Here is a 23528-nt window from a genome sequence, read left to right as displayed (position 1 = left end):
ACTTATATGTATTTCAAAGAGTTATATGTATGTCAAAAAGTAAATAATGATTAAGTCGTTAAAAGAAAAGCGAACCTATTGTTTGTAAAAAGAACGTTAATACAGGTGAGATAATGGCATTTAGTACGCCAAAATAAAGCAGCCCGATAACGATAAATAAACCGTATGGTTCAATTTTGTCCATCATAGCAGAAACAGGAGGAGGGACGATGCCTGAAAGCACTTTACTTCCATCTAATGGTGGAATAGGGAGTAAATTAAAAATGAATAATATCAGGTTAATAATAATGCCTGCCTGACCCATTGCCTTTACCCCTTCGGAAATATTAGGGTCAGTAATAACGGATGCGCCTAGCTTGAAAATAAACACCCAGAAAACAGCCATGAGTAAATTAGATATTGGGCCTGCAGCAGCAACGATCGCCATATCTTTTCTGGGTGAATTCAGGTTTCTCATGTTTACCGGTACAGGCTTTGCCCAGCCGAATACAAAACCGGTTTGTAGCAAAACCATGGCTAATGGCACCACAACGGTTCCGATTGGATCTATATGTTTGAATGGGTTTACGGTTAAACGGCCCAACATTTTTGCCGTGTTATCGCCAAGTTTGCTTGCCATCCAACCGTGAGCAACTTCATGTAAGGTAATGGCAAATAATACCGGTAAAGACCAAACGGCAATATTGTAGATAATGCTATCTATATTCATGTATTTTAAGTTCTACTGTGTTTTATTGTTTGTGTTGTAAGGTGTTGATAGCTATAAAATTAGTGCTGTTGAAGCCAGTCTGCACTACCTAATCCTTGACGTATAATGACAGGTTTATCTTCGGTGAGGCTGACTACGGTAGTTTCTTCGTGCCCGCTGTAACCCCCATCTATGATCAGATCAACCATGTTTTCCAGTTTTAATCTGATCTGATAAGGGTCATTTAATGGGTATTCGTCATTGGGTAAACTGAGTGTGCTCGACATGATCGGCTGATCTAACTCTTCCAGTAAAGCAGAGCATACGGCGTTGTCTGGTACACGGATTCCGATTGTTTTACGTTTAGGATTGAGTAACCGCTTCGGCACTTCACGAGTGGCCGGCAAAATAAACGTATAGGGCCCCGGCGTGAGTGATTTCATCAGACGATAATTCAGATTGTCGACCACTGCATAGTGTGATATTTCTGATAGATCTCTACAGACCAGCGTAAAGTCATGGTCTTTATCGAGCTGTCGAATCATACGGATTCGATCCATCGCTTTTTTGTCGCCCAAATGACAACCGATTGCGTAGCTTGAATCGGTTGGGTAAATGATTACACCGCCCTTATTGATAATCTCTACAGATTGTTTAATTAAACGACTTTGTGGATTATCTGGGTGTATTTCGAAATATTGACTCATATAACTTCTAAGCAAACCAGTAACAGGTTAAAATACGCTATTCTACATCAGTAGTTGCTCAGGGATATATAATAACAATGAAGTTTTTGATTGATTTTTTTCCAGTAGTTTTGTTTTTTATTGGATATAAATTCTTTGGTGATATGCCTCCGCAATGGATAGAAATGGCAAACCAGCTTCCCTTCGTATCAATTAGTCCCGATGAACCCAAAGATGCAATTTACTTCGCGACCGTGTTGATAATTCTGGCAACGATTGTTCAGAATATTGTGCATAGAGTTGTATTCAAAAAATTAGAAAAAATGCATTTGATTTCCTTAGGCATATTGATTGCTTTTGGAACCTTGACTCTGGCTTTTAAAGACCCATTGTTTATCAAATGGAAAGTAAGTATCTTCAATTGGGTGTTTGCATTGGTTATTATAGGCAGTCAATTCATCGGCAGTAAGTCGCTGATAGAACGAATGATGTCTAATGCGATTGATGTTCCCAAAAAAATATGGAAGCGTGTTAATCTGAGTTGGGGAGTGTTTTTTGCTCTGGTAGGCTTTGTGAATATTTATGTCGCCTACAACTTTAGTGAAGACATCTGGGTCGATTTTAAAATGTTTGGTGTTCTGGGGATGACGTTTGTTTTTATGATTGCGCAAGGTGTTTACCTGGCGAAACATGCGGAAAATGAGCCCGATGAAGAAGCATCTAAAGACAAGATATAAACACTGATTTGAATTTACTCTGTTCTAGTCGTCTGCATCAAAAGCACAGAATATTAGGTACAAGAGTATTACCAAAAATTAATAAAATAGTAATGCATAATAAATGAAGGAGAGAAGCAGATGTTATATGCTGTAATTTCGGAAGATGTAGAAAATAGCTTGGAAAAGCGTTTATCTGTGAGAGCGGAGCATATTGCTCGCTTAAATGATTTAAAAGATCAGGGTAAATTAGTGTTAGCAGGGCCGCACCCTGCAATCGATAGTGAGGATCCCGGAACTAACGGTTTCACTGGTAGTCTCATTGTTGCAGAATTCGACACATTAGAACTTGCGCAAGCTTGGGCTGATGCAGATCCTTATATTGGAGCTGGCGTTTATCAAAAAGTTACGGTGAAACCATTTAAGAAGGTTTTGCCATAGGGCGACCCGAATAGTCGGGAACATATAAATAAATTAGAATAATTTTACGGAAAGGACAATTAGATAAAATGTTAACTATGAAAAAATCATTACTTGCAACATCAATACTTGGACTGTCGATATCAATGGCAGGCATGTTTACTTTACACGCTGATGAAAAAGCAGAAACTGATGTTGTTATCGCTACGGTAAACGGCGATAAAATCATGAAGAGCACACTTGACGGTTACATGGAAATCCTCAAGAAATCAGGTAAAGGTGATCAGGAAGCTGCCGTTAACGATTTAGTAGCTACTGAAATTGCACTTCAAGAAGCAAAGAAAACAGATATTTTAGAGCGTCCTGAAACGAAAAAAGCAATCAGTGATTTCACGCGTAACATCTTGCTAAAAACCTGGACAAAAGAGAAAGTAGAATCTTTTGATATCAAAGACGAAGATATCAAAGCTGCCTACGATGAGCGTGTTACCAAACTAGCAAGCAAAGAGTTTAACGCACGCCATATTTTAGTTAAAACAGAAGATGAAGCTAAAGCAGTGATTAAAGAAGTCGCTGATGGTGCTGATTTTGCTAAAGTTGCTAAAGAGAAATCAACCGGTCCTTCAGGCTCAAACGGTGGTTCTTTAGGTTGGTTTAAAGCACAGACAATGGTTCCTGCTTTCGCAAATGCTGTAAAAGAAATGTCTAAAGGCGATGTATCAAAAGAACCTGTTAAAACACAGTTCGGCTATCATGTAATCAAACTAGAAGACAGCCGTGATGCAAAACTACCAACACTTGAGTCATTAAAGCCTCAGTTAACTCGAGTTATTTCACAGAAGCAGATGTTGGCATATATGGAAAACTTGAAAAAAGATGCTGATATCAAGCTAACGCTTCCAGAAGTAGAGAAAGCTGAAGCAAAAACAGAAGAAAAAGCTGAAGAGAAGAAAGACTAAAACCTAGTCTTTTTTCTACAGATGCTACAATTAAAACCCAGAGTGTGATTCTTCAAACTCTGGGTTTTTTTATTTTACATTCACGATAATAAATAATAGGTTTTTCTAGCTATGAACCCAAATTGGAAAACATTTTTAACTGAACACGATGCCTTATCTGATGACAGTAAGAACTCTAGCTATTCCTCTGACACTAAAGTTTTAGCGGATCTTTCAGGTAGAGGTCTACTGGAAGTATCAGGTGAGGATGCTGAAACTTTTCTACAAAACCAGTTAACCAATGATATTCGTAATGTGAATGAAACGACACATCAGGAAAGCGCCTGGTGTTCTCCAAAAGGTCGCATTATCGCTAATTTCCGTGTGTTTAAGCGCGGTGATAGTTTCTTATTGGATTTGTCTGCTGATCTTCTTGAGCACGTAATAAAAAAATTACGTATGTATGTGATGATGTCAAAAGTGACTATTGATGATGTTTCAGATTCTTTAGTGCATTTCAGTTATTCAGGGCAGGGTGCCGATACAGAATTGAATAATATTCTGGGTGATTTGCCAAAAGCACCTACCGAATCAATTCAGTCAGGTTCTTTAAGCGTATTAGCTATCGCTGGAGCGAATACTCGTTTTGATATTTTTGGTGAAGTAGAAGACTGCAAAAGTCTCTGGCAAAAACTAAATAACGATGCCGTCGTTGCACCGAGCACACATTGGGATTATCTCAACATACAAGCGGGTATCCCCATGATATCAGCGGAGAGTACTGAGGCCTGGATTCCGCAAATGGTGAATTATATTCATATCGGCGGTGTAGACTTTAAAAAAGGTTGTTACCCGGGGCAGGAAGTAGTTGCTCGTTTGAATTATCTGGGTAAAACCAAACGTCGTATGTATCATATTGTTGCCGATACAGCATCGGCGTTAGCAGTAGGCTCGGCAGTTAAAAGTGAAAAAGATACCGAAGCTGGAAAAGTGTTAACCTCAGTGATAAACCCCGAAGGCAAGGCTGAAGCGCTGGTTATTCTTAAGATAGCTGAAGCTACAAAACCGTTAACTGTTTCTGTTGATAATCAAGAAGCTAATGTGCACTTTTTAGACCTTCCTTATGTTGTAGAAGATGAATAAAAGGTTTAACACTTAGCGCTAGAAAATGGCCAGATAAGTAAATTTATAAGATTAATTAGATACATAAAAGGTTACATTGAAACCAAACGTTCTTCTCATTCACGGCATCTTGATGAACCCTCTAGAGATGCGTTATCTGGGAACACAGCTAGAGAAGCTGGGTTTCAATGTGCATTATGTCTATTACCAATCGGTTCTTAAAACCCCAGAGCAAAATGCAAAAGTCATTCACGACAAAATAACCAAGCTGAATCTGCCAGATCTGCATTTGGTCGGGCATAGTTTGGGTGGCGTTGTTTTGATGCATCTGTTTGATCAAACGGATGATATACCAGAAGGCCGAATCGTTATGCTCGGTTCTCCCGTAAATGGCAGTTGGATGGCTCAAAAAGTGCAGGATTGGCCAGTCATTTCTCCTTTATTGGCGAAGAGTATGCCTAGTGCGTTATCCGGTGTAGATGTGCCAGAATGGAAAACTGATCGGGACTGGGGAATGATCGCTGGGACAAAAAGTCTAGGTCTGGGTTTTTTGACCGGTGGATTACCTGAAGAAAGTGACGGCACTGTGCTCGTCGAAGAAACCCACCATCCAAAACAAAAAGCACACATCTTGGTCGATAAATCTCATACGGCACTGTTATTTTCTAAAGAAGTTGCAGAGCTAACTAGTCGCTTTTTAAATACTGCTGATTTCACCTAGTTTTCTGTCAAAACTAAACCCGGTAACTAACTCTCAAAAAGCGGTGAGCAGTTGTCTTTTTTACACTCTTTCTATCTCTTAAGTACTATAAAAAAGTACCTCAAAGTAGGGGGGTGTATTATTTCTATTACTGATTGCTAAATACTTATTTATCAAAGAGAAATTGTTTTCCATACCGTTTTTTGACTGTTTCATCAGCGAATCTCATTTTTATGTCATTTATCCTTGCATGTATAAGATTGTTCTTCTATATATGGTTTAGGAAAGAAAATTACAATTTACGGACCTAGTTTACTTTTTTAAACAAATAGAAATTATTTAACATCACTTGGAGAATTCATAATTATGAAAAAACACTTAACTACTGCACTAGCTACAGCAGGATTGTTACTTGGAGCAACGCTATCATCATCAACAATGGCAGCAGAACAAACTTTTGTATCTATTGGTACAGGTGGAGTAACAGGCGTTTATTACCCAACAGGTGGTGCAATTTGTCGTTTAGTAAATAAGAACCGTAAGAAAACAGGCATTCGTTGTTCTGTTGAGTCTACTGGTGGTTCTGTTTTTAATATCAATGCAATCCGTGAAGGTGAGCTAGAAATGGGTGTTGCACAGTCTGACTGGCAGTATCACGCATACAACGGCACATCTAAGTTCAAAGATGCAGGTAAATTTGAAGACTTACGTGCAGTATTCTCGGTACATGCTGAGCCAGCGACACTTGTTGTTCGTGCTGATTCAGGTATCAAAGAATTTGCTGACCTTAAGGGTAAGCGAGTAAACGTAGGCCAGCCTGGTTCAGGTACGGTTGCAACTTATGACGTTATTGCAGACGCATACGGCATTAAACGTTCAGATCTAAAACTTGCTGCAGAGCTTAAGTCTTCTGAAATGGGTCAGGCGCTATGTGATAACAAGATTGATGCTTACTTCATCTTGGTTGGTCATCCAGCTGGTTTGATCAAAGAAACAACGACAACGTGTGATGCAAAAATTGCAAACATTCATGGTCCTGCAGTAGATAAGCTTGTAAAAGAAAATTCTTACTACAGATATGCTTCAGTTCCTGCTGGAATGTACACAGGTAACGACACAGCAGCAAAAACTATGGGTGTTGGTGCAACATTCGTAAGTTCTGCAAAAGTACCTGAAAACGTTATCTACGAAGTAGTTAAAGCAGTTTTCGAGAACTTTGATGACTTCAAAAAGTTACACCCTGCATTTAAAAACCTAAAGAAATCAGAAATGGTTTCTGCGGCACTTTCTGCTCCATTACATGATGGCGCAATGAAGTACTACAAAGAAGCTGGTTTGATAAAATAAATCAGCTAACAAAAAAAGCGAGGCTTAGCCTCGCTTTTTTTGTGTCATCAATAATTGAAAACATCTGGAATCGTTTTTCTTTCTATTTATTTTTCTATTTAGCTTTTTTAGAAAACCTAAAAGCAGAAAAGTAAGCAAAAGAGTAAATAGAAAGGAAAATATTAGCGGAAATTTATAAGGAGTAAGTATGGCTGAAACAAAGGCTGATAATTTTGAGATAGATGAAGCAAAATTAGAGGAGATGATTGCCGAAACCGATACTGGTGCAAGAAACCCGGTAGGTGGTGTTGGCAAATTTATGTTTTGGGTGGCTTTTGCCTGGGCTGTTTTTCAGCTTTGGATTGCATCACCTTTTATGTACATGTTTTCGGACATAATTCCTGTTTTAAATAACACTGCGACACGTTCCGTTCATTTAGCCTTTGCCATGTTTTTAGGTTTTCTGGCATATCCTGCCCTGAAATCCTCGCCGCGAGATCGTATTCCTATCCAGGACTGGATTATGGGAATCATTGCGATTGTGGTCACGCTCTACTTATGGATGTTTGCTAGAGAGTTAGCAGACAGAGCAGGCTTACCAACTACATTAGATCTAGTCGTGTCCGGAATAGGCGTAGTGTTAGTGCTGGAAGCCGCTAGACGCGCGCTTGGTCCACCACTAATGATCATCGCTATGGTCTTCCTCGCTTATGTCTTCTTTGGGCATCTTGGACCTGATGTGATGTCGTGGAAAGGAGCCTCATTCTCTCGTGCTATGAGCCATCTATGGATAACACAAGAAGGTGTATTCGGTGTTGCCTTGGGTGTTTCAACCAGTATGGTTTTCTTGTTTGTACTGTTTGGTTCTTTATTAGAAAAGGCCGGTGCAGGTAATTACTTTATCTGGGTTGCATTCACTTTAATGGGTCACCTTAAGGGTGGTCCAGCAAAAGCAGCCGTTGTTTCTTCTGCATTAACAGGTCTGGTTTCTGGTTCTTCAATTGCCAATGTTGTAACTACTGGTACATTTACCATTCCACTAATGAAACGCGTTGGTTTTTCTTCTGAAAAAGCCGGTGCGGTAGAAGTGGCATCATCCACTAACGGTCAGTTAACTCCACCAGTTATGGGTGCTGCGGCCTTCTTGATGATTGAGTTTGTTGGTATTTCCTATATCGAAGTTATCAAACACGCCTTTTTACCTGCAATTATTGCTTATATTGCTTTGGTTTATATTGTTCACTTAGAAGCGTGTAAAGCAGGATTAGTTGGATTACCTAGAAAGGTAAAGAAGACGTTTATTCAAAGCCTATTTACCTTTATGACCGTTGTTATCGGCATCATGTTGTTATCTATGGGCATGCATTACGGTCTAGGTTGGTTAAAAGATGTTGCAGGGGATGCAACACCTTGGATAACTGGTGTTTTATTCTGTGTTGCTTATTTCTTCCTATTAAAAATTGCTGTGAAATACCCAGATTTAGGACGTAGCGATCAGATTGATGAACTACCTGAGCCAGGACCTATCGTTAAATCTGGTCTTTATTTCTTACTTCCTGTGGTTACCTTAATCTGGTTATTAACGGTAGAAAGATTGTCTCCTGCGCTTTCGGCATTCTGGGCTTCTTTGGCGATGATATTTGTCTTGCTGACGCATAAATATCTGAAAGGAATCATGCGAAAAGATCATAACCCTGCTCAACATATCGCTGAAGGCTGGAATGATTTTAAAGAAGGCATGGTTGCCGGTTCGCGCAATATGATTGGTATCGGTATCGCAACAGCTGCTGCAGGTTTAATTATCGGTGCAGTAACGCTAACAGGTGTTGGTCTGATACTGGCAGAAGTTGTTGAGTTTATTTCTGGCGGTAACCTAATCGTGATGCTGATGCTCACGGCGGGTATCAGTTTATTATTAGGAATGGGTTTACCGACTACGGCAAACTATATTGTGGTTTCATCGTTGATGGCGCCAGTGATTGTTACATTAGGTGCGCAATCAGGATTAATCGTTCCATTAATCGCAGTACATCTATTCGTTTTCTACTTTGGTATTCTGGCGGATGACACCCCGCCCGTGGGGCTGGCCGCCTATGCGGCGGCGGCAATTTCGGGTGGTGATCCTATTAAAACCGGTATTCAAGGTTTTATGTACGACATTCGAACCGGCATATTGCCTTTCATGTTCATCTTCAATACCGAACTCTTGATGATAGGCATAACAGGACCAATTCATCTGTTAACGGTGGTGGTGACCGCCACCATTGCAATGCTGTTGTTTGCCGCAGCAACTCAGGGTTGGTTCCTGACGAAAAATAAATGGTGGGAAACGATAGCGCTGGTAGCTATGACGTTCTTGTTGTTCAGACCAGGGTTCTTCATGGATAAGATCTATCCGCCACTTAATGAAGTGGAAGCAAGCACCATCTACCAAGTAACAGACGCACTACCTGACAATGCTCAAATACGTCTTCAGGTTAAAGGTGAAACGCTTGAAGGTAAAGCAGTTGATAAAGTGGTGATGTTGCCAGTCGGAACAAAGGCTGATGGTGATGGTAAAGCAAGATTAGCTAAAGCTGCTGGCCTTGAGCTTCGTGAAGAAGAAGGCAAGTTGATCATTGATAATCTGGCTTTCGGTGGCGTGGCTGAAAAACAAAAACTAGATTTCGATTGGGAAATAGCCAGTGTTAAAATCGAGAATACAGACAGACCAGCAAAACAATGGTTCTATTTAATTGCAATGGCATTATTAGCCGTAGTTTGGTTTGCGCAAAAAGGACGAATCCGCAAGGAAGAAGGCCTACAGGTGAAAAATGCATAATCGATTAAATCTGACAAAGGTAATAACCCATGCTAAATAAAATATTAGTTCCTGTTGATATTGCGACACCTCTAACAACCAAAGCATTGTTAGAGGCTGCCAATGAAATGGCGTTAAAATTTGATTCAAAAATTCGAATTATTTCAGTCATTCCTGACTACGGCATGCCACTGGTCGCTAGCTTTTTTCCTGAGCATGCACAGGATCAGATCAAAGAAGAAACCCGTAAAAAAGTCACTGAACTGGCAGAACAATATATTACCACTGACGTAAAAATATCGGTAATCAAAGGTCCTAAACGCGTTAATGCTATTCTGAAAGTTGTAGAAGAAACAACTCCAGATTTGGTAATGCTAGGTTGCCGACGTAAAAACTCTCGTGATGAACAAAGGCTTTTGGGCTCTACAACCTTAGCTGTTACAGACCGTGCTCATTGTTCTGTGATGGTGGTTAGAAGAGAAGCTGAAGATTGATCTAAAACTGCCAGATTGAATGGTCAAACTATGAATGATTAAAATATGAATGATTAGATAAAGTTGAATAGTTTTTATTTTATTTAAGCACCATTTACTCATCTTTGTTTCGCCTTTCACTATAATAAAGCCTCGAACACATTTTATTGAATTGTATCGGGGCTTTTTTTATGGGATTTTCAAGTTGGTTATTGTTTGTCGCCGTCGCCATAGCGGCAGTAATGAGTCCTGGTCCCGCTATTCTTCTGGCTATTTCAAATAGCGTTCGTTTTGGTTTAAGCAAAGTATTTCTATCGACGTTAGGTAATGTCAGTGGTTTGTTTTTATTATCTATTGCTGCCATTTTTGGTTTGGGTGCGGTGCTTAAAACATCTACAACCTTATTTCTTATTGTTAAAGTGATTGGCGCTGCTTACTTAATCTATCTGGGCGTTAAGCAATGGAGAACCAAAGCAAATTTTTTTGATGGGGCAATTCCCCAAACAGGTGTTGTAAAGCCTAAATCCATCAAGCGCTATTATCTGGAAGGCTTTTTTATTGCGATGACGAATCCTAAAGCGATTCTATTTTTCACTGCTTTATTTCCGCAGTTTTTAAACACTCAGGAATCACTGTCGATGCAGTTTTTTATTATGACCCTGACGCTTATGCTGATGTCGTTTATTGCCTTGATGACCTATGGCTTGCTTGCATCCAAAGCGAAGCGCTGGTTTGCTGAAGGTGAAAGAACCAAATGGTTTAATCGAGTTCTAGGCAGTGTATTTATCAGTATTGGGATAGGTGTGCTGCAATTAAAAATAGAACGTTAAGATTAAAATAAGCCCCACAAAAACGTCCCAAAGTAGGGGGGTGACTTTATTTTATTATTCGGGAATCAATTGCGTATTTTATAGAGGCCTTCGTCGTTGACTCATTGAGCATTTCGACATTCAGCGTAAACGTGAATAATTTCGCGAATAGAAAACAATATCAGATTTAGTTTCAGGCAGAAAAAAAGCCCGCAAGGCGGGCTAATACACTTCAGCGTGTAGCGTTATTTATTATTGTTATTGGATTCTCTCTTTTTACCTTTGTAAATCTATTTAAACGCGGCACAAATTAAGCGGTTTGTGAATCAAATACAGTCACAGGAATAACACCACTGAAATCTAGATGGTTACTACTGACTTTTAGTTGTCCGGCTAAAACATTTGGAATCGATAAAGAACTGTTGTGAGCGCTATTGCCATAGTTATCACTACTAATAGCAGCAACCACAAATTCCATTGATTCCCCGGGAGCGAGCGTTACGCTACTTTGATCAGCATGTTTACCCAGCTTATTGACTTTGATCGCTAAAAATTTATTCACGTTATCCAGATTATGATGCGTAATATTTTCAATCGTCACAGCCTTATTCGTGTGATTGAATAAACTGAGCTTTTCAGTACCGATATGTTGAGTCGGTAATAGGTGGATGTCACACGAGGGCAGAGCAGCTCCCATTAGAGAAGCCTTAGCGCTTGATTTAGCGGCCATGGCTACGCTTGATAGGCCGCCAATTGAAAGCGCCGACCCATAAGCAAGCCCTTTTAAAAATGTACGTCTTGTTGTATTGGACATGTTAGTTTCCTTGTTGGTTTTTAATCACAGCTTGTTTGCTATTAACAGCCTGATTTATGCCATTTGGACAGGCACAACTCTGTTAAAGATCGAGTGTTCACTGCTAATGTTTACATGATTTTGATCAGTATGAGATGACTGAAGAGCGCCGGCATAACTCTCGTTAAAGTCTAATGATTTGATATCAAATGAAATGCGTTCACTGGGTGAAATCGCGATCATGCCATTGGTAGCTTCAGATTCGATCTGATTCACTCTAACAATTATCGAACCATTAAATTGCTCTAAGGAAACTGGCTTTAGTGCATCTAGCATTACTATTTTGTCGGTCTGGTTGATCAAGGTAACTGTTTCACCGGTCAGCGTTTTTTGTTGCATGATGCTGATGCCAGAATTTGCCATAAAAGCAGATGCTTTCGCACTTGTCATTTTATCCGCTGCTGTGCTTTTAGCTGCATAAGCCAGGCCAGATAGGCCGCCTAACGATAAGGCAGAAGTATAAGCCGCGCCTTTAAGAAAATTACGACGTGATTTAGTGAAAGTTTTAATAGTCATGATGGGTTCCTCAGGTGACTGTTTGCAGAATAAAAGTGTTCGCAGAATTAAATTTAAGCGACAGCTACATCAACGGTTGAAATAGGTACGATATTATTCAAGGCTGTAAACTCACTGGTAATCACAATGTAATTGCCGGTGGTATCTAATAACGGGCCTAAAACGGAATCGACAGAAAAACCTTGGCGTTCGCCAGGGGATAGACGAATAGATGGCTGATTACTATCTGTGTGTTTATTTATTTTTACCACAGCCCAACCATTCAATAACTCCAGGCTGACGGGGTTTGCAGCATCCAGTTCGACGGTTTCGCCGCTTTGGTTGAATAAAATAACGGTTTCTTTGTTTGCACTTTTCGATGCGCTTGCAATTTCATCGGCTGATAAAGCCTCATCTGTCGATAACGTTGAGTTCGCTGCCATAGCGACACCGGATAAGCTACCTACTGATAAAGCGGAGGTGTATGCCGCACTCTTTAAAAAATTACGACGTGATTGAGTAAATGGTTTATCAAACATGATGTCTCCTATTTGGTCGAAGCCGATATGATCTATACTTTTTATACTTTCATTCATCATATATTGAGTAAGAGCATTACCGAATTTTTATTACACTTTAATCACTATTGTGAAAGGGTATAATTAGCTATAATTAAACGTTCAAACAACAGTTGTTATAACAAGTATATGTCAAAAAGTCAGAATCGTAAAGCCATAATAGGAAAGCCATATCTGGAAGAAGGTATATTCATGTCTGCGGTTGCGCTTGGAGATCAGGCATTATCAGAGTCAAACAAGTTGCTTTCAATCTGGGGAATGACCGCGTTGCAATACAATGCCTTGAAAGTTTTGTATGTGGAAGATAGCCAGGGAGAAGGCTTGCCTAGCATGGAAATAGGGCAGCGTTTATATACCCGGGTTCCTGATGTTACGCGCCTTTTAGAGCGTATGGTGGATAAAGGCTGGATAACGCGCGAACGTGATGTCGAGAATAAACGAGTGGTCAGATCTAAGCTAACTGACATTGGAATTCAGTTGGTTGAATCCGCCTACTTGCCATTGAAAGAATCAGAATCAAAACAACTGGCGCATTTAACCGATGCTGAAAAAACCGAACTTGCGCGTTTATTGAATAAAGCTAAAAGCTCACCGAGTAATCCGGCAGATAATAAAGACTCTTAAAAAAAGTGCCCCAAAGGTGGGGGGGGGCTTTCTTAGGCTCACCAAGAGCCAAGAAAGTCCGTCATAGATTCCATAAGGAATCGTAGACGTACAATGATCGATCATTGACGGAAATAATTTTAACATCAATCATTCTAGATTTAACGCTCACCAAGAGCCAAGAAAGTCCGTCATAGATTCCGTAAAGAATCGTAGACGTACAAAGGTAGATCATTGGCGGAAATAGTTCCAACATCAACCATTCTGGATTTAACGCTAAGCCCTATAAATCAATTTGTAAATTGAAGGCACAAAAAATAGCGTAACCAATACAGAAAAGCTAAGACCTGCAACAATACTGATCGCCAATGGCTGTAGCATTTCAGAACCTTTACCCAGCGCCATTGCTAAAGGAATCATACCCACGACAGTCGTCAAGGTTGTCATCAAAATTGGGCGTAAGCGAACTTTCGCAGCTTCGATGATCGCCTCAACCATTGAGTTAGCGTGCTCTTTTTTAAGCTCAATGGTTTCTACTAACACGATGGTGTTATTTACAACGATGCCAGCCAGCATGATGGTACCCAGCCACACAGGCATGGATAAAGGAATACCCGTTACCAGCAAGCCCAGGGCCACACCAATCGCCGCAAATGGCACACTTAACATGATAATGATGGGATCACGCAAAGATTCGTAATGCACCGCCATCACCACAAAAACTAAGAACATTGCGAGCCCTAATAATATCTGCGAAGTCCTTTGGTTTTCTTTTATCGCCTCGAGTTCGCCTGCTTCATAGATTGAATATCCCGCAGGGGAATCGACATTTTCAAGCGATTTTTCGATATTTGCATAAGCCTCTTCCAGAGTTAAATCCCCGGTGAGACTCGCGGTAATTTCGATCACACGTTGCTGGCGATCGCGCATAATGCTTGCGGGTGTTTTCTCCCATTCAAGATTAGCAACCTCAGACAGGCGAACCGGTTGTCGCGGTTCTGTATTGGTAAACAGAATAATCTCACCCAAATCATCCGGGTTACGCAGCTGGCTTCTATCGAGCCGCATCAACACATCAATACTTTTATCGTTTTGAATAAAGTCTGTGACCGTTCGCCCACCCACTGCAAAGCGAATCACATTTCCGATTTCTTCTGTCGATAGCCCTAGTTGTGCGGCGCGTTCACGGTCTACTTTAATCGTCAGTTCCTGATCACTACCCTCACTGGAATGTTGCACATTACGAATACCAGCAGTGCCGTTTAACGACTCAACCGCCTGATCAGCCAGGGATTCTAAAACCAGCAAGTTAGGGCCTTTAATACGCAGGTTAAGATCATCTTCACCTTGCGATACCCGTATTCCACGAATACCCTGATTTCTTATTCTTACTTTAACGCCAGCGAGTTCTTCTTTGGTGATGGCTGCATTCGCGAGTTTTATCCATTGGTCTACCGCTATCGCTTTTTCACTTTTATCTAATAACACTTTGATGTCTGCGCGATTACTTCTTTCATAGGTCGAACGCCCATAAACACCACCGCCAACCAAGGTAAACAGCGAATCGACATCGGGTAGTTCCGTAATCAGTGACTCTATTTTTTTGGTTAAGGTATCCATTTCATCGAGAGAAATACCCGGATCAGCCGTTAAGCGAATAGAGACTTCACCATTCTCCATTTTAGGCAGGAACTCAAATTTACTGTCCTGAAAAACCGGAATACTGAAGGCGAAGACGGCTAAAAACAGAATGATAACCAGTATTGGCATTTTGAGTGCAATGCTCAAGAACGAGCCATAAACGTTCTGTAAAAGTTTGATAGTGGCATCAAACGCGCGTCGTAAAATACCTTCTTTGGATTTCGCAGGCACTCTGGCCGCCAGCGCGGGCACTAAGGTAATCGCGACTAATAACGATGCAACGATTGCGGATGAGATTGTGAAGATCAACTCACGGAACAATAAACCTATCAAACCACCGATGAATAAAAAGGGCAGTACCGCCGCTAGATTGGTCGTTGTCGAAGCGATGATTGCACTATTAACTTCAGAAGATGCAACCACCGCCTGATCGAGTGAATCTTCGTTTTCTTTCTGGTGTCGGTAAATATTTTCGAGCATCACGATGGTGTTATCAACCAGCATACCAATGCCTAAAGCCAAGCCACCCAAGGTCATGATGTTGAGGGTCAAGCCGCCCATCGACATGAAAATCATCGTGACTAAAACCGCGATCGGAATCGCGCTACCAATAATCAGCGTACGACGAATATTGCCGAGAAATATATACACCACCAGCATTGCCAGGATTGCACCTGTCAGCGCAGAAGAGGAAGCATTCTTTAACGATTGGCGAATATACTGAGCCTGATCATCAACCCGTTTGATCGTGATGTCTTCGGGTATTTGGCCGCGTTCGGCTAATTTCTCAAGCTCATTCGCGACCCCGTCATAAACACTTACCGTATTTGCCTGAGGTTGTTTTTGTAAGGAGACTTTTAAGCCAGGCTCACCGTTCAGTCGAATACGAACCTTTTCATCCGCCATACCATCCTGAACAAACGCCACGTCTTTGATGCGTAAAATATTATCAGCCGAATCAGAGGTGACAGGTAAGGGTAGGTTTTCAATGTCGTTAACCGAGTTAAAGCGCGATGCAGTTCGCCCGCTAATCTCGCCACTTTCAGAATAAAATCGGCCCGCAGGTGTGTCTTGATTATTTTCTTGAATGACTTCCGATATATCGGTGATATCTAGTTTATAGGCGGCCAGTTTATTCGAATCTGTAATCACCTGAATTTCACGCTGCCTGCCACCACCGACTTCAATCGAGGCTACACCCGGCAGGTTTAACAGCCATTTTGACAGCGTATAATTGCCCCAGTCATCCAGTTCTACCGATGTCCTTGTGGGTGAACTCAATACGTATTCCGCAATAGGGCGTTGCGAAGGGTCGCGTTTATAAATGACGGGTGGATCAATCGAATCAGGTAAAAAACGTTTAGCACGATCCAGTCGGGTACTTGCATCGCGCAGCGCCACATCGATATCGGTGCCATAGGCAAATGACAGGTCAACCGCAGAACGACCTTCCTGTGTAGTCGATATAACTGAAATAGCACCTTCAGTAATCGCCAGTTGTTCTTCCAGTTGACGAGTGATCTCATCTTCCATGATCGTTGCGGGCACACCAGCGTCGATGATACGCGTGCGCACTTCGGGGTAGATAATCTCTGGTAACAAATCGATATTGAGTTTACTGAGTGAAAATAGCCCAAGGATGATGATAGTGAGCATCAACATGATCACACCAATCGGGTGAAATATCGCCCAGCCAGCTATGCCTGCCGAGTGCTTCATCAGTTAACCATGTCCTTAATCTTGTTCAAGGTGCTGTTCCAGGTTTTACTCAGGCGACCACTGAAAGTGTTCGCATTATCTGGCTTAGTCGCTGGTTTATTATTGGGTATTTCAGATTGTTTCGCGGTATCTTCAGAGGTATCGAGCTCTCCAGATACTTTCACCGCTTTACCATTTTGCAAACCTAAAAAACCGCGTGTAATAACTTTGTCGTTGAGTTTTATGCCGCTGGTAATTTCAACTTTTCCAGAGATATAGGCAGAGCTGGTGACAGCCTGTCGATGTGCTTTGCCATCTTCCTTTAGCAAGAAAACATACTCACCGTCACCGTCTCGTTTGAGTGCCGCAAGAGGGATCAGGATTCGATCCTTGGTCGCTCCTTTGATCTCGGCGAGTACCGATTGCCCTGAATACAGATTCTTAGGAATGCTGTCGAAGGTGATTTCTACGGTCGCTTGTCGTGTACTAGGGTGAAGTTTGGGGTAGATGCGTGAAATTTTACCCGCATATTTTTCACCAGAAGACGGGATAATGATGGTCGCAGGTGCATTCATTTTTAAGCTAGGCAGGGCGGTTTCACTGATCTGCACTTTAGCCACCAACGAGTTGTCATTGCTCAGGGTAAGTAAATGTTGCTGAGCCGAAACAGCATCCCCTTCGTTTGCAAAGCGGTCAGTAACAATCCCCGAGAATGGGGCGTTAATCGTAAAATAACTTAAACGGATGTCGAGCAGGTTTTTCTCTGCGTTATAAATGGCGAGTTGTGTTTTTGCCTGATCTAATTCATTAGTCCCCAAAGCCTGTTTTTTGACCAGTACCTGAATACGGTTTAAGTCGGTCTTTGCCTGGCTAATTTGTGCCAATAATCTGGTTTTTTCTGCGCGTAATAAACGATCATCCAGATGCACCAGTACTTGATTTTTCTTAACGTAATCGCCTTCTTTGAAAGGAAAAGAATCGATGCGGCCTTTTTCCTGATTATAGATATTAACCAGTTCATTAAAATACAGCGAGCCGTACCAGTTATTCGCAGTATTCGATTTTGTCGCTTCGGCTTGAGTTACCTCGACCAAATGGATCGCTTTTTTCTTATCGGCAGCAGTTGCTGGTGTAATGCTCGCGGCTGTAATCATTATTACTATGCCAAGCATGCCGATCAAAAAATTGAGTGATATCCGGTGGGGCATTAGATGTAATATCCTGATTAAGACTAAGGTTGCTGCAATTTTAACACTGTGTACTATCATCCAACTATAATTAAGTCATTTCTCTTAATCACTACTTAGCCGTTCGATTAAAAAACAGCCTATAAGTAGGGGGGTGTCTTTTTATAATTAAATATATACTCTGAAACGCTTAAATTGCTCTATATTCACTACTTAAAGATTATAGATTTATAGAGAACTTTTTCTCAAACTTTACATAAAATTACAATATCAAATTATGGCTAAAATCAATCCAGATGTAGACTTTATTCCGCTTAATATCGCCGTGATGGTGGTCTCAGACTCACGCGATGAAAGTGATGATAAGTCAGGGAAAATGTTAGAAAAATTACTCACCGCTGATGGGCATAATCTTGCAGAAAAAAAGATTGTGATCGATGATATTTACGAAATCAGAGCGGCTGTCTCTCAATGGATTGCTGACCCTGATGTGCATGCAGTCATCACCACCGGCGGCACCGGTTTAACGGGTAGAGATGTCACCCCGGAAGCGATGAAGGTTTTATACGATAAGGAAATCGAAGGTTTTGGCGAAGTATTCCGCATGATCTCTTATGACCTTATCAAAACCTCTACCATTCAGTCTCGCGCGATAGCAGGGTTGGCGAATGGCACAGTGCTTTTCACCCTTCCAGGGTCGCCGGGTGCGTGTAAAGACGGCTGGCAAGAAATCATTAAACATCAATTAGATGTGCGTGTAATGCCATGTAACTTAGTACAAATGATGCCAAGGTTTAAAGAAAAGTAATATGTCAGATTTGCAGAAAAATCAAACAGCTATTAATGCTACCACTAATGTCGCAACCAGTGCCGATGATTCTTGTGACTACAAGCAAACACTACTGGCTATCGATGATGTATTAAACGTTTTGCGCGATAAAGCAAAAACCGTTAACAGCGTTGAAACAATACCCATTCTCAAAGCGCGTACTCGTATTCTGGCGAAAGATATAACGTCTTCGATAAACGTACCACCCGCGGACAATAGCGCCATGGATGGTTATGCGTTTAATGCAGCAGATATCGCTGACGCAGCTACAACATCAACATCAGCAGATGGCTTTGATGTTAGCCAGCGTATTTGTGCGGGTGATTTTGGTGAGCCACTCAATAAAGGCACAGTAGCCAGAATATTTACCGGAGCCCCTATTCCAGCCGGCGCAGATACGGTCGTGATGCAGGAAAACTGTGATCGACAGGGCGATAAAGTCGTCATCCAGTCAATCCCACAAGCAGGCTCGAATGTTCGCAAAGCGGGAGAGGATATCAAACAAGGCGATGTGATTCTAAAAGCAGGGCACAAACTACGCCCTCAAGATTTAGGATTGGTCGCCTCGGTTGGCATATCAGAGTTATCCGTTAAACGCCGTTTAAAGGTTGCGATTTTCTTTACCGGTGATGAATTACGCCAACCGGGAGAAACTCTGGGGCCAGGGCAAATCTATAACTCTAACCGTTTCACCTTAAATGGCTTATTGGAAAGCCTGAATTGCGAAGTCATCGACTTGGGTATTATCGAAGATAACCTCGCTGCGACAGAAGCTGCCTTACTGGAAGCGGCAGCAAAAGCAGATCTGGTGATGACCAGTGGCGGTGTGTCGGTAGGTGAAGAAGACCATATCAGAAAAGCGTTAGAAGCCAATGGTGAGCTTGGTTTATGGCGAGTCAATATCAAACCGGGCAAGCCATTTGTGTTTGGTGAAATACACCATCAATCGGGAAATACCGCCTTTATGGGATTACCAGGAAACCCCGTTTCGGTGTTTGCAACATTCTGTATATTTGCGCGTCCCTACATTCTCAAAAAGCAGGGTTCAAACGAACAGCCACCAAAGAGCTTTATGGTAGAAAGTGGTTTTGAAATCAGCAAAAAAGAAACACGTAACGAGTATTTGCGTGCGCGTCTCGATTATGACGATTCCGGCAAGGCAAGTATCACGCTATATCCCAACCAGAGTTCAGGAGTGCTAACTTCGGCAAGCTGGGGGAATGGCTTCGCTTTTGTGCCGGCTCAAACGCTAGTCTCAAAAGGTGATTTGATTCAATTTACACCTTTTAGTGAATTATCACTTGGCTAAACGTCTTTGTTTAACAAAATAAACTTAAAGTAATAAATACAACGCAACAGAGTGCGATGGCTCTAGGTATAAGTAGATAAAAATGGATAAAAATAAGCTAGCAGTTATTTATGCCTTATTAGCCGTAGGGATGTGGTCGACGGTCGCAACAGCTTTCAAACTAGGCTTACAGCAGATGACATTGTTGCAATTGCTGATGGGTGCGAGTTTTTTCTCGTGGTTAACTCTGGGTAGTTTTTTAACCTGGAAAGGTGAGTTAAAAACAGCAATAAGCACAATCCCCAAAAACGTCAAAGCTATTCTGGTTTTGGCCTTACTCAATCCGGTTTTATATTATCTGGTGTTATTCAAAGCTTACGATTTATTGCCAGCGCAGGTGGCGCAATCACTCAATTATACCTGGGCGATAACGCTGACTATTTTATCCGTGCCGTTGTTAGGTCATAAACTTAATAAGAAAGACATAATCGCGATTCTGCTAGGCTATATCGGTGTTGTGTTTATATCCATCAGTGGCAAAAGCATTTCGGGCGAATTAAGTTATTTTGGCGTGTTTTTAGCCTTATTCAGTACCATTATCTGGGCGGGTTACTGGTTATTAAACGCACGAGATACAAGGCCACCTGTGGTTAAACTGTTCCAGAGCTTTACCTTCGCTGTGCCTATCTTAATCATCATCACCCTGATATTTGAAGGCTTGCCGCAAAGCGTTAATGCAAAACAGTTAATGAGCGTTGTTTACATCGGTTTATTTGAAATGGGCTTGGCCTTTATGTGCTGGCAAATGGCATTACACCTAACCGATAAAGTAAGCAGCATCAGCACGCTGATATTCCTGTCGCCTTTCGTCAGCTTATTTATTATCAATCAGGTACTTGGTGAGCCATTACAGTGGATGACCTTTATGGGCTTAGGTTTGATTATTGTTGGGATTATGATTCAGCAGTCCGCCAGTAAAACCAAAACATAAGATTCCAATACTTTAAAAAAAAGGCTCATAAGTAGGGGGGTGCCAATACTCTCTCTCTTTCTCTCTTTCTCTCTCTCTCTCTCTCTCTCTTTCTCTCTCTCTCTCTCTCTCTCTCTCTCTCTCTCTCTCTTAATCTGGACCAAGCTAGCTGAGAAGTGATTTTGTACAGTATTTAGTTTACTTGACGTCTATCAAGCTAAGATTTTAGCAACAACATATAATCTCATTCATCAATCGATGAGATATTGAGAATGCTCGCAACTACAACTTTTCCTTCCATTGCTATCGTCGACGACGATGAGTCAATTTTAGATTCCCTTGAAATGGTGTTAGAAAACCAACATTGGGATACGCAAACGTATATCAGTGGTAGTGCGTTCCTTGCTGATTTCGGCCAATATCAGCCTGATTGTATTATTCTGGATGCACACTTCCCGGGTCTTAGGGGCGTAGAAGTGGTCAAGTCTATCAAAAGCCTGAATAAAACGATTCCGATCATTATCTTAACCGCATACCCCAAAGCGCCGGAAACTCTTGAAATAGAGGAATTAGGCGTAGTGGAAGTCTTGGCAAAACCGATTACCGCTGAAGTCCTTATCGAGCATGTAGAACGTATCCTGGTATAGCTCAGGTATTAGTAACGTATTAACAACAATAAATACCTTCGTATAGACAACTCACAGCCAACTCACGTCCTGATAGATTCAATCAGCGAGAGCAATTGATTGATATTAATGGGCTTATGCAACACTGTGTAATTTGGCAAGTTTGCATCATTTATTTTTTCTGCAGAAGTCTCACCCGTCATAATGACTGCGGGCAAATCTTCATTATATTTAGCACGAATTTTGGTGATTAATTCGACGCCATTCATATCTGGCATATTGTAATCTGATACCAGAAAGTCTGGTTTAATTCCTTCATCAAGCTTGGTTAAAGCTTCAGGTCCATTATTGGCCGTGATGACATTCACATCAAAAGCGGTCAGCAACTCCATCATCGCATCAACAATAGCAGGGTCGTCATCCACAATAAGTATTGTCGGATCTATTTCTGTAGAAGAATTAAAGTGAATCGTTTCCTGTTCCGTATCAATCACTTCTTGCGAGTCACTTAAAGGAATATCGACACTAAAAGTAGAACCCACTCCAACCACAGATTCCGCGCAAACAGGTAGCTCCAGCAAACGCGCAATATGCTTTACAATCGACAGCCCAAGCCCTAAGCCTTTGCTGCGGTTGCGTACGGCATTATCCAGCTGCACAAATTCATCAAACACTCTTTCCAGTGCTTCATCGGGTATACCGACGCCCGTATCGTTGACAGAAACACGAATAACACCATCAGCGAGAATGCCTTTGACTGTGATCTTGCCTGTCTCGGTATAACGAATGGAATTGGTAATAAAGTTTTCGATGATCCTCTGTAGCAACACAGGGTCAGTGTGAATCATGCAATCCAGTCCTTCGCACAAAAACACTAAGCCTTTCTCTTCGGCGAGTGGGGCATTGTCTGCTATCAGCTTGTTAAGGACTTCAGATAATCTAATGTCACGTTTATCTGCAGTAACAGAACCAGATTCAAGCGTAGAGATATCCAGCAAGGCATCCAGCAATTCGCCCATGGTATCGAGAGACAGATTCATCTTCTGACTTAGTTGAATCGCTTTAGGTTGGTCCAGCTTGCTGCTAAGCGCAGAAAGATAAAGCCTTAACGCTTGCAATGGTTGTCTAAGGTCATGGCTGGCAGCCGCTAGAAAACGCGTTTTAGCGGCGGTCGCATCTTCCGCTGTTTTTCTCGCGAGTTGAAGTTCTTCCTCAGACGCTTTTCTTGCCGAAATATCGCGGATTGCTGCTGCAACCAGCGAACCTTCAACCGTCTCTATCGGGCTCAGGCTGATTTCAATGGGTATTTCTTTGCCGTCCTTAGTCGTCGCTGATAAATCCAGGCCTATCCCCATACCGCGCGTTTTAGGATTATCAGAAAAGTGTTTGCGGTGTTTGGCATGACTGTCTCGATAGCGGCTAGGCACCAACATATCCACATTCATGTTTTTCATTTCTTCTTTGGAATAGCCAAACAGTTTTACCATTTGTTTATTCGCCACCTGAATTACACCAGAATCATCGACAATCACCGTCGCATCAGGCGCAGAATCCAGAAACGCGTGTGCCTTTATCAAATCAACATTGTTCTGTGTTTGTTTGGTGATATCGATAATGATGGCGACATATACCGATCTATCTTGAAAGTGCATTTTCTGTATATGCGCTTCTACCAGATAAGTACTCCCGTCTTTGCGAAGGTGAGTGGTATTAAACTGAATCCTTTGTTCTTTTCCTGACGATAAAGGTTCTAGCACCTTCATAAAACTGTCGTAATCGTGCTCGGGCTTTATATCGACGGGTGTCATCGTCATCAGCTCTTCCGAGCTATAACCCAAATTCTGACGCGCACCGCGATTAACCTGAATAAAACTTAAATCGCAGGCATCAAAAATAAAAAATTCATTGAGAGAATCTTCCAAAACCGTACTTAAATCGAAGACACGGTCTTTGGTTGGTGATTCATTGATGGTTTGGTTTAAGTGGGTATCTTCAGGATTTTTTGACATATAGTCTCTTTAATAATGAATGGATATCAGTGATGTAGACTACTGTCTGACAGTACTTGGTTAATAGTATTTA

At 41.5% G+C, this 23528-nt stretch carries 22 protein-coding genes; 14 read left to right on the top strand and 8 right to left on the bottom strand.

Annotated elements, in window-relative coordinates; translation table 11 throughout:
• Window positions 1–58 precede the first annotated feature (58 nt).
• Together OO007_RS12275 and OO007_RS12270 are read right to left on the bottom strand one after the other, a co-directional pair.
• Window positions 59–709, bottom strand: a complete 651-nt coding sequence (locus OO007_RS12275; RefSeq protein WP_325809022.1) for a site-2 protease family protein — start codon at window positions 707–709, stop codon at window positions 59–61.
• Between the two features lie 59 nt (window positions 710–768).
• A complete protein-coding gene (locus OO007_RS12270) occupies window positions 769–1395 on the bottom strand; it encodes an L-threonylcarbamoyladenylate synthase (protein ID WP_131906003.1) in 627 nt (208 codons plus the stop codon).
• A 77-nt stretch (window positions 1396–1472) separates the two neighbouring features.
• Between OO007_RS12270 and OO007_RS12265 the strand changes: the two genes are divergently transcribed.
• The 9 genes from OO007_RS12265 to OO007_RS12225 all read left to right on the top strand — a co-directional run bounded on the left by OO007_RS12265 (window position 1473) and on the right by OO007_RS12225 (window position 10699).
• Window positions 1473–2111 carry a septation protein A gene (locus OO007_RS12265; RefSeq protein ID WP_325809021.1) on the top strand — a complete coding sequence of 213 codons (639 nt, stop codon included), beginning with the start codon at window positions 1473–1475 and terminating at the stop codon, window positions 2109–2111.
• A 120-nt stretch (window positions 2112–2231) separates the two neighbouring features.
• Window positions 2232–2531, top strand: a complete 300-nt coding sequence (locus OO007_RS12260) for a YciI family protein (protein ID WP_131906001.1) — start codon at window positions 2232–2234, stop codon at window positions 2529–2531.
• A 68-nt stretch (window positions 2532–2599) separates the two neighbouring features.
• Window positions 2600–3469: a peptidylprolyl isomerase gene (locus OO007_RS12255; RefSeq protein WP_131906000.1), complete on the top strand. Its 870-nt coding sequence runs from the start codon at window positions 2600–2602 to the stop codon at window positions 3467–3469.
• 111 nt (window positions 3470–3580) lie between these two features.
• Window positions 3581–4591 (top strand): CAF17-like 4Fe-4S cluster assembly/insertion protein YgfZ, encoded by a 1011-nt coding sequence (gene ygfZ, locus OO007_RS12250; RefSeq protein WP_325809020.1) that lies wholly within the window; start codon window positions 3581–3583, stop codon window positions 4589–4591.
• 112 nt (window positions 4592–4703) lie between these two features.
• A complete protein-coding gene (locus tag OO007_RS12245) occupies window positions 4704–5291 on the top strand; it encodes an esterase/lipase family protein (RefSeq protein WP_165874690.1) in 588 nt (195 codons plus the stop codon).
• Window positions 5292–5636: 345 nt separating this feature from the next.
• Window positions 5637–6617 carry a TAXI family TRAP transporter solute-binding subunit gene (locus OO007_RS12240; RefSeq protein WP_131905997.1) on the top strand — a complete coding sequence of 327 codons (981 nt, stop codon included), beginning with the start codon at window positions 5637–5639 and terminating at the stop codon, window positions 6615–6617.
• 187 nt (window positions 6618–6804) lie between these two features.
• Window positions 6805–9417 carry a TRAP transporter permease gene (locus tag OO007_RS12235; protein WP_131905996.1) on the top strand — a complete coding sequence of 871 codons (2613 nt, stop codon included), beginning with the start codon at window positions 6805–6807 and terminating at the stop codon, window positions 9415–9417.
• A gap of 29 nt (window positions 9418–9446) precedes the next feature.
• Window positions 9447–9890, top strand: a complete 444-nt coding sequence (locus OO007_RS12230; protein WP_131905995.1) for a universal stress protein — start codon at window positions 9447–9449, stop codon at window positions 9888–9890.
• Between the two features lie 170 nt (window positions 9891–10060).
• Window positions 10061–10699 carry a LysE family translocator gene (locus OO007_RS12225; RefSeq protein WP_325809019.1) on the top strand — a complete coding sequence of 213 codons (639 nt, stop codon included), beginning with the start codon at window positions 10061–10063 and terminating at the stop codon, window positions 10697–10699.
• Between the two features lie 289 nt (window positions 10700–10988).
• Here OO007_RS12225 and OO007_RS12220 read toward each other — a convergent pair whose 3' ends face one another.
• From OO007_RS12220 to OO007_RS12210, 3 genes are read right to left on the bottom strand one after another with little or no spacing between them, the layout of a single operon-like run.
• The gene (locus tag OO007_RS12220) at window positions 10989–11492 is read right to left on the bottom strand and encodes a hypothetical protein (RefSeq protein WP_325809018.1); all 504 of its coding nucleotides are present in this window, start codon (window positions 11490–11492) and stop codon (window positions 10989–10991) included.
• A 54-nt stretch (window positions 11493–11546) separates the two neighbouring features.
• Entirely contained in the window at window positions 11547–12047 is a 501-nt protein-coding gene (locus OO007_RS12215) for a hypothetical protein (RefSeq protein WP_325809017.1), read from the bottom strand.
• Window positions 12048–12100: 53 nt separating this feature from the next.
• The gene (locus tag OO007_RS12210; RefSeq protein ID WP_131905991.1) at window positions 12101–12565 is read right to left on the bottom strand and encodes a hypothetical protein; all 465 of its coding nucleotides are present in this window, start codon (window positions 12563–12565) and stop codon (window positions 12101–12103) included.
• A gap of 168 nt (window positions 12566–12733) precedes the next feature.
• Between OO007_RS12210 and OO007_RS12205 the strand changes: the two genes are divergently transcribed.
• Window positions 12734–13228, top strand: a complete 495-nt coding sequence (locus OO007_RS12205; protein WP_131905990.1) for a MarR family winged helix-turn-helix transcriptional regulator — start codon at window positions 12734–12736, stop codon at window positions 13226–13228.
• Window positions 13229–13483: 255 nt separating this feature from the next.
• Here the strand turns inward: OO007_RS12205 and OO007_RS12200 are convergent, their stop codons facing one another.
• Complete coding sequence (locus OO007_RS12200; RefSeq protein WP_325809016.1) at window positions 13484–16567, bottom strand: efflux RND transporter permease subunit; 3084 nt, start codon at window positions 16565–16567, stop codon at window positions 13484–13486.
• The gene (locus OO007_RS12195) at window positions 16567–17754 is read right to left on the bottom strand and encodes an efflux RND transporter periplasmic adaptor subunit (protein ID WP_325809015.1); all 1188 of its coding nucleotides are present in this window, start codon (window positions 17752–17754) and stop codon (window positions 16567–16569) included. Before OO007_RS12195 ends, OO007_RS12200 begins: the two co-directional genes overlap by 1 nt.
• Window positions 17755–18010: 256 nt before the next feature.
• On the opposite strand from OO007_RS12195, the gene moaB reads away from it, so the two are divergent.
• From moaB to OO007_RS12175, 4 genes are all read left to right on the top strand, one after another.
• Window positions 18011–18541, top strand: coding sequence for a molybdenum cofactor biosynthesis protein B (moaB, locus tag OO007_RS12190; protein WP_131905987.1), 531 nt, complete (start codon window positions 18011–18013; stop codon window positions 18539–18541).
• Between the two features lies 1 nt (window position 18542).
• On the top strand, window positions 18543–19871 hold the full coding sequence (locus tag OO007_RS12185) for a molybdopterin molybdotransferase MoeA (protein ID WP_325809014.1): 1329 nt from the start codon (window positions 18543–18545) through the stop codon (window positions 19869–19871).
• A gap of 82 nt (window positions 19872–19953) precedes the next feature.
• On the top strand, window positions 19954–20841 hold the full coding sequence (locus OO007_RS12180) for a DMT family transporter (protein ID WP_325809013.1): 888 nt from the start codon (window positions 19954–19956) through the stop codon (window positions 20839–20841).
• A 251-nt stretch (window positions 20842–21092) separates the two neighbouring features.
• Window positions 21093–21467 carry a response regulator transcription factor gene (locus tag OO007_RS12175; protein ID WP_325809012.1) on the top strand — a complete coding sequence of 125 codons (375 nt, stop codon included), beginning with the start codon at window positions 21093–21095 and terminating at the stop codon, window positions 21465–21467.
• 62 nt (window positions 21468–21529) lie between these two features.
• On the opposite strand, the gene OO007_RS12170 is transcribed toward OO007_RS12175, so the two are convergent.
• Window positions 21530–23455 (bottom strand): PAS domain-containing hybrid sensor histidine kinase/response regulator, encoded by a 1926-nt coding sequence (locus tag OO007_RS12170; RefSeq protein WP_325809011.1) that lies wholly within the window; start codon window positions 23453–23455, stop codon window positions 21530–21532.
• Window positions 23456–23528 lie beyond the last annotated feature (73 nt).

The sequence above is a fragment of the Cocleimonas sp. KMM 6892 genome (assembly GCF_035798195.1).
GTDB classification, from domain to species: domain Bacteria; phylum Pseudomonadota; class Gammaproteobacteria; order Thiotrichales; family Thiotrichaceae; genus Cocleimonas; species Cocleimonas flava.
Note: the sequence above shows the minus strand (reverse complement) of the source record. Positions and strands in the feature narration are given on the sequence as shown.

Bases quoted from the DNA above. Each gene is read 5' to 3' on its own strand.
- OO007_RS12275 (WP_325809022.1), bottom strand. From the start codon at position 709: ATGAATATAGATAGCATTATCTACAATATTGCCGTTTGGTCTTTACCG.
- OO007_RS12270 (WP_131906003.1), bottom strand. From the start codon at position 1,395: ATGAGTCAATATTTCGAAATACACCCAGATAATCCACAAAGTCGTTTA.
- OO007_RS12265 (WP_325809021.1), top strand. From the start codon at position 1,473: ATGAAGTTTTTGATTGATTTTTTTCCAGTAGTTTTGTTTTTTATTGGA.
- OO007_RS12260 (WP_131906001.1), top strand. From the start codon at position 2,232: ATGTTATATGCTGTAATTTCGGAAGATGTAGAAAATAGCTTGGAAAAG.
- OO007_RS12255 (WP_131906000.1), top strand. From the start codon at position 2,600: ATGTTAACTATGAAAAAATCATTACTTGCAACATCAATACTTGGACTG.
- ygfZ (WP_325809020.1), top strand. From the start codon at position 3,581: ATGAACCCAAATTGGAAAACATTTTTAACTGAACACGATGCCTTATCT.
- OO007_RS12245 (WP_165874690.1), top strand. From the start codon at position 4,704: ATGAACCCTCTAGAGATGCGTTATCTGGGAACACAGCTAGAGAAGCTG.
- OO007_RS12240 (WP_131905997.1), top strand. From the start codon at position 5,637: ATGAAAAAACACTTAACTACTGCACTAGCTACAGCAGGATTGTTACTT.
- OO007_RS12235 (WP_131905996.1), top strand. From the start codon at position 6,805: ATGGCTGAAACAAAGGCTGATAATTTTGAGATAGATGAAGCAAAATTA.
- OO007_RS12230 (WP_131905995.1), top strand. From the start codon at position 9,447: ATGCTAAATAAAATATTAGTTCCTGTTGATATTGCGACACCTCTAACA.
- OO007_RS12225 (WP_325809019.1), top strand. From the start codon at position 10,061: ATGGGATTTTCAAGTTGGTTATTGTTTGTCGCCGTCGCCATAGCGGCA.
- OO007_RS12220 (WP_325809018.1), bottom strand. From the start codon at position 11,492: ATGTCCAATACAACAAGACGTACATTTTTAAAAGGGCTTGCTTATGGG.
- OO007_RS12215 (WP_325809017.1), bottom strand. From the start codon at position 12,047: ATGACTATTAAAACTTTCACTAAATCACGTCGTAATTTTCTTAAAGGC.
- OO007_RS12210 (WP_131905991.1), bottom strand. From the start codon at position 12,565: ATGTTTGATAAACCATTTACTCAATCACGTCGTAATTTTTTAAAGAGT.
- OO007_RS12205 (WP_131905990.1), top strand. From the start codon at position 12,734: ATGTCAAAAAGTCAGAATCGTAAAGCCATAATAGGAAAGCCATATCTG.
- OO007_RS12200 (WP_325809016.1), bottom strand. From the start codon at position 16,567: ATGAAGCACTCGGCAGGCATAGCTGGCTGGGCGATATTTCACCCGATT.
- OO007_RS12195 (WP_325809015.1), bottom strand. From the start codon at position 17,754: ATGCCCCACCGGATATCACTCAATTTTTTGATCGGCATGCTTGGCATA.
- moaB (WP_131905987.1), top strand. From the start codon at position 18,011: ATGGCTAAAATCAATCCAGATGTAGACTTTATTCCGCTTAATATCGCC.
- OO007_RS12185 (WP_325809014.1), top strand. From the start codon at position 18,543: ATGTCAGATTTGCAGAAAAATCAAACAGCTATTAATGCTACCACTAAT.
- OO007_RS12180 (WP_325809013.1), top strand. From the start codon at position 19,954: ATGGATAAAAATAAGCTAGCAGTTATTTATGCCTTATTAGCCGTAGGG.
- OO007_RS12175 (WP_325809012.1), top strand. From the start codon at position 21,093: ATGCTCGCAACTACAACTTTTCCTTCCATTGCTATCGTCGACGACGAT.
- OO007_RS12170 (WP_325809011.1), bottom strand. From the start codon at position 23,455: ATGTCAAAAAATCCTGAAGATACCCACTTAAACCAAACCATCAATGAA.